General features: G+C 53.7%; 6 protein-coding genes. 5 read left to right on the top strand and 1 reads right to left on the bottom strand.

Annotation, left to right across the window (positions count from 1 at the left end; genetic code table 11):
• Positions 1–130 precede the first annotated feature (130 nt).
• The 4 genes from ACREAY_RS09965 (at position 131) to ACREAY_RS09950 (ending at position 3,288) form a co-directional block, all read left to right on the top strand.
• Positions 131–601, top strand: coding sequence for a cupin domain-containing protein (locus tag ACREAY_RS09965; RefSeq protein ID WP_431755624.1), 471 nt, complete (start codon positions 131–133; stop codon positions 599–601).
• A gap of 181 nt (positions 602–782) precedes the next feature.
• On the top strand, positions 783–1,757 hold the full coding sequence (bioB, locus tag ACREAY_RS09960; protein WP_431755623.1) for a biotin synthase BioB: 975 nt from the start codon (positions 783–785) through the stop codon (positions 1,755–1,757).
• A complete protein-coding gene (locus ACREAY_RS09955; protein ID WP_431755622.1) occupies positions 1,738–2,895 on the top strand; it encodes an aminotransferase class I/II-fold pyridoxal phosphate-dependent enzyme in 1,158 nt (385 codons plus the stop codon). Before bioB ends, ACREAY_RS09955 begins: the two co-directional genes overlap by 20 nt.
• Positions 2,896–2,955: 60 nt before the next feature.
• Complete coding sequence (locus ACREAY_RS09950) at positions 2,956–3,288, top strand: hypothetical protein (protein ID WP_431755621.1); 333 nt, start codon at positions 2,956–2,958, stop codon at positions 3,286–3,288.
• Positions 3,289–3,299: 11 nt separating this feature from the next.
• On the opposite strand, the gene ACREAY_RS09945 is transcribed toward ACREAY_RS09950, so the two are convergent.
• Entirely contained in the window at positions 3,300–3,890 is a 591-nt protein-coding gene (locus ACREAY_RS09945; protein WP_431755620.1) for a Snf7 family protein, read from the bottom strand.
• A gap of 199 nt (positions 3,891–4,089) precedes the next feature.
• Here ACREAY_RS09945 and ACREAY_RS09940 point away from each other — a divergent pair, with 199 nt between their 5' ends.
• Complete coding sequence (locus ACREAY_RS09940; protein ID WP_431755619.1) at positions 4,090–4,533, top strand: N-acetyltransferase family protein; 444 nt, start codon at positions 4,090–4,092, stop codon at positions 4,531–4,533.
• The last annotated feature ends 81 nt before the right edge of the window (positions 4,534–4,614 follow it).

Below are 4,614 nucleotides of genomic sequence, written 5' to 3'. Positions count from 1 at the left end.
GAAATTACTTGGTAATGGCCCCGTGACTGAGCAAAATGACCAGGTAAGAATTTGATATTGCATATGCCATAAATCGTCAAAAAATGGCCAGTTACGGTAGTTGAAATATGGCTGCCCGCCATGTCAGCCCATGGGAGAAGGTGGCCACCAGGGGCATGCCCTGAAAAGCGGCAAAGGGATTCAGGTAAACTTTCGCGGAACCAGGATGGTGGTAAAGGTGTCAGGGGAGCAGTCAGAAGGCGCCTACACCCTGATTGAAATGACCCACCCGCCGGACGCCGGGCCTGCCCTGCATGTCCACCCCAAAGCCGCCGAAGCGTATTATGTCCTGGAAGGCGAGTATTCTATCCGTTACGGAGAAAAACAGATCCTTGCCAAGGCAGGGGATTTTGTATTCATTCCAAAGGGGGTTCCGCACAACTATAGATCCGGCCCGCAGGGAGGCAGGGTGCTGGTCGTATCGCCGGCGGACCTTGAAAAGTACTTTGCACAAGTAGCAGGCATGCTAAAAGACGGGCCGGTTTCCTGGGAGTCGGAGCAAGAAATTGCCGGGCGCTACGGGCAGGAATTTCTTGACAGCCTGGCGCACTGGGGACAGTGACAGATACCCAGAATTCAGCGCCAAGACCCCCACCGTTGACGCGGTAAACTGCCAAGTTGTCGATAGGTGGTTTTACGCACGTTTTTGGGATATATTTCTAAACTCGAGTTTAGAAACATTTCCGTTTTGGGCCCAGTTGTGAACCAAACTTTTAATTACGAGTTTAGGACTAGTCGACAAAATGTCCGATTCGGCGTTCATCGCAAGTTGCATGGACAAGGTCCTTGCAGGCGGCAGGATAACAATGGACGAAGCTGAAAGGTTGCTTGCCACCGACGACATCATGGCACTTGCAGACAGCGCCAACACAATCACGCGCAAGTTCAACGGTGATGTCGTGGACGTCGAAGCCTTGATAAACGCGAAATCCGGCAGGTGCCCCGAAGACTGCTCGTTCTGCGCCCAGTCGACATTCTATGAAACTGGCGTCAACAAGTATCCCCTGCTGCCGGCAGAGCAGATAGTGGAAAACGCAAGGATGGCCAAGGAAGGAGGCGCCACGAGCTTTTGCCTGGTGTGCGCCTACAGGTCCCCGCCAGAGAAAGATTTTGAGCAGATTTGCGACACGATAACCGCAGTCAAAAAAGAGGTAGGGACGGAGGTCAACGTCTCGCTCGGCTTTATGACCCCCGAAAGGGCAAGGAGGCTAAAGGTGCTCGGCGTCAAGAGGTACAACCACAACCTCGAGGCCGCGGAAAGCTATTTTCAAAAGATATGCACGACCCACGACTTTTCTGACAGAATGAACACGGCAAGGATAGTAAAGGAGGCGGGGCTTGAGCTATGCTGCGGAGGCATACTCGGCATGGGCGAGACTGAAAGGCAGAGGATCGAGCTTGCCTTCTCGATTGCGTCATTGAGCCCCGACGAGGTCCCCATGAACATCCTCATCAGCCGGGAAGGGACGCCGATGGAAGGGATGGGCACAATCGACCCGATGGACGCCATCAAGGCGATAGCAGTATGGCGATTTATCATGCCAAAGACGATACTAAAGATAGCAGGCGGGCGCGAAGTGCACCTGAAGGACAAGGAACGCCTCGCGCTAAAGGCGGGCGCAAACGGCATCATCACAGGGGGCTACCTGACCACGGGCGGCAACCAGCCCAACAAGGACATCGCGATGATAAAAGAGATTGGCCTCAAAGCAAAATAATTTTGTAGAGGAAAGACTGGCCGGCCTTGAAAAAAACAGCCTGTACAGGAGGCTGAAAACAGTCGTTGTCGACGGGCCCGTTGCGACCGTCAACGGCAAAAAGGCAATACATCTCTGCTCAAACGACTACCTCGGCCTGTCGCAGGACGAGAGAGTCGTAAAGGCCGCGGCCGGCGCGCTGAGGCAGGTGTCGCAGTGCAGCTCGCGGCTGATTTCAGGAAACGACCCTGCGATGGACAAGCTTGAACGCCTGCTTGCAAAGCACCGCAGGACAGAGGCGGCGCTCGTCTACCCGACTGGGTACAGCGCAAACCTGGGCGCCGTGACTGCAGTTGCCGATAAAAATTCCACGATATTCAGCGACGAGCTGAACCACGCAAGCATAATCGACGCTTGCAGGCTGGCCGGCGCGCAGGTAAAGATTTTCAGGCACAACGACGCCGCGCATCTCGGGCAGTTGATGATAAAGTCAGCCGGCAGAAAAATAATCATAACGGAGGGGATCTTTAGCATGGACGGCGACTCGGCAGACATGAGAGAGGTTGGCAGGATTGCAATGGAGCATGGCGCAATCACAATCGTGGACGACGCCCACGGCGACTTTATCTTTGGCCCGCATTATTCCGGCGTTCCGGCAAAATTCGGAGTTGACGCGGACATCCACGTCAGCAGCATGAGCAAGGGCCTAGGCTGCTTTGGAGGATACGTCGCCGCGAGCGCCAAGATAAAGGAGCTCCTCGTCAACACTTCTCGCCAGTTCATCTATACCTCTGCGCTGCCAGACCACCTGTGCGCGGCAGCCATTGCAGCTGTTCCAATCGCAAAGAAAGGCGCGCTGCAGAAAAAGCTTTTTGCAAATATCAAATATTTCAAGGGCAAGATCGCAGGCCTCGGATTTTCCCTTGGCCCGTCAGAGAGCCAGATAATGCCTGTCATGGTAGGAGACGAAAAGAAGGCGGTCGCTTTTTCAGATGACTTGTTGAAGGAAGGCACCTTTGCGCAGGCAGTCCGCTACCCGACAGTAAAAAAAGGCTCGGCGCGCCTGCGGGTGTCGCTCACCGCGATGCATGAAAAAAGCCACCTTGATAGTGCAATCGAAGCTTTTGAAACTGCGGGCAAAAAATCTGGCATAATCTAGTATGTTTCTAAACTCGAGTTTAGAAATAAGTTAATTAACAGCCTTTTCGATAAAAAGACGTTGCCTGCAAGGGACTTTACGTTCAAGGTGAAACTGTCAGACGAGCAGGGGCGAGAAGTGGCCACGTACCTGAGCTCGCTGCCTCCTGCAGACGTCCTGTTTGGCCTTCGCTTTGCATACAACCGCCATTCAGCTGCCGCCGGCGGCTATCTGATGCCGGGAAGAAAGAGCATGGTCAAGCGGGAGACTCATTTGCTGAGCGCCGAGCAGGCAAAGTGGAGGCTGGCAAACTGGAAGACGATGATACGCACGTACCGCGAAAAAGGCTACAGCTATCCCACGATATCGAGGATAAAAAAACAGTTGCAAAAAATTGCGGGAAATAAAAAGTGAGGGGCTCAGGCCTAAAAGCCTGAAGCCTCTGCCGAGCGCTGCGTGCTTGAGCCAGCCGGCAGGTCTGGGAACTTGCTCTTCATGTTCATCTCGACTATCGCGCTTGCCTCTTCCATGATCTTGGCAGTGTCTTCGCTGTAGCCTGTGAACCCTCCGATCTCGCCGTTTGGAATCTGGCCAGAGTCTGTCATGATGTTTCCGAGCAGGTCGCCTATCTGTGCGAACGACTGGTCTGCCTCTGGCATCATGCCTGAGAGTCCGCTCTGCAGCCCCTTTATGACGGACATTGCCGGGCTCAGGGTCACCACGACGTCGCCAAGCTCCGTTATCGTGTTCAGCCTCAACTGTATCTGCTCAAGTGCCAATTTCGCAGAGCCTATCATCTTGCCCATCTTGCGTATCTGGGACAGCTCGCCGGACAGCACGCGTGCGTGCTGCGCGTCGTGGCTCTGAGTCGCAAGCACGATGCGCTTGAATATCACCTGGTCCTTCTCGTTTATGCGGCCCGAGATGGCATCCAGCTTTGATATCTGCATCTGCAGCTTTTTCTGCGCTTCTTCAATCCTTGGCTTCAGTGGCGCTTGTGGCTTTACCCCTTCCATCAGTTTGTGTCCTATGCCTTCTCCTTGCGGTTTTACCCATTTGTTACCAAATGACATTATCGTTACCTGACAATCATTCTGGCTGCCGACTAAAAGAACGGGTGTACTTCCCCCTGCTGTAACCGCGGTAACATGCCATCGCGGTTACAATCACGCGCGCCATCTCAACGCACAATAAAGAGCGGCGCCAAATATATGCGTGTCCGGAATAAGGATCGCCAGAAAAGACGACCTTGAAGGCATAGTCGCACTGATGGAAAAGTACTATGAATATGACAGGCACAATTTTAACAGGAAAAATGCGTGCCGGGGCATGCGCCGCCTGCTCGCAGACCCCGCGCGCGGCAGGGTGTTTCTGGCAGCTGACAAAAGTTCAGCAGTAGGATACCTGGCACTTGCCTTTGGCTATAGCCTCGAATACCACGGGCGCGACGCGTTTGTGGACGAATTTTTCATACTTGAAAAATACATGGGCAAGGGGCTCGGCAGCAAGATGCTTGCGCGCGCAGAAAAAGCAGCCAAAAAGCTGGGTGTCAGGGCCATCAACCTCGAAGTCGCGAGGCACAACGAACCCGTCCTGCGCTTTTACCGCCGTGAGGGGTTTAAGGACCACGACAGGCACCTGGCTACCAAGCGTGTGTAAAGTATTTTAAACAGCAAAAACCGGGTAAAAACGGATGATCAAGGAGAAGATTACGGTAAACAAGCGCAGTTACAACGTCAC

Source organism: Nitrososphaera sp., from assembly GCF_050748925.1.
Taxonomy (GTDB): Archaea; Thermoproteota; Nitrososphaeria; order Nitrososphaerales; family Nitrososphaeraceae; genus Nitrososphaera.
This window is presented reverse-complemented; position numbering and strand designations above follow the sequence as displayed.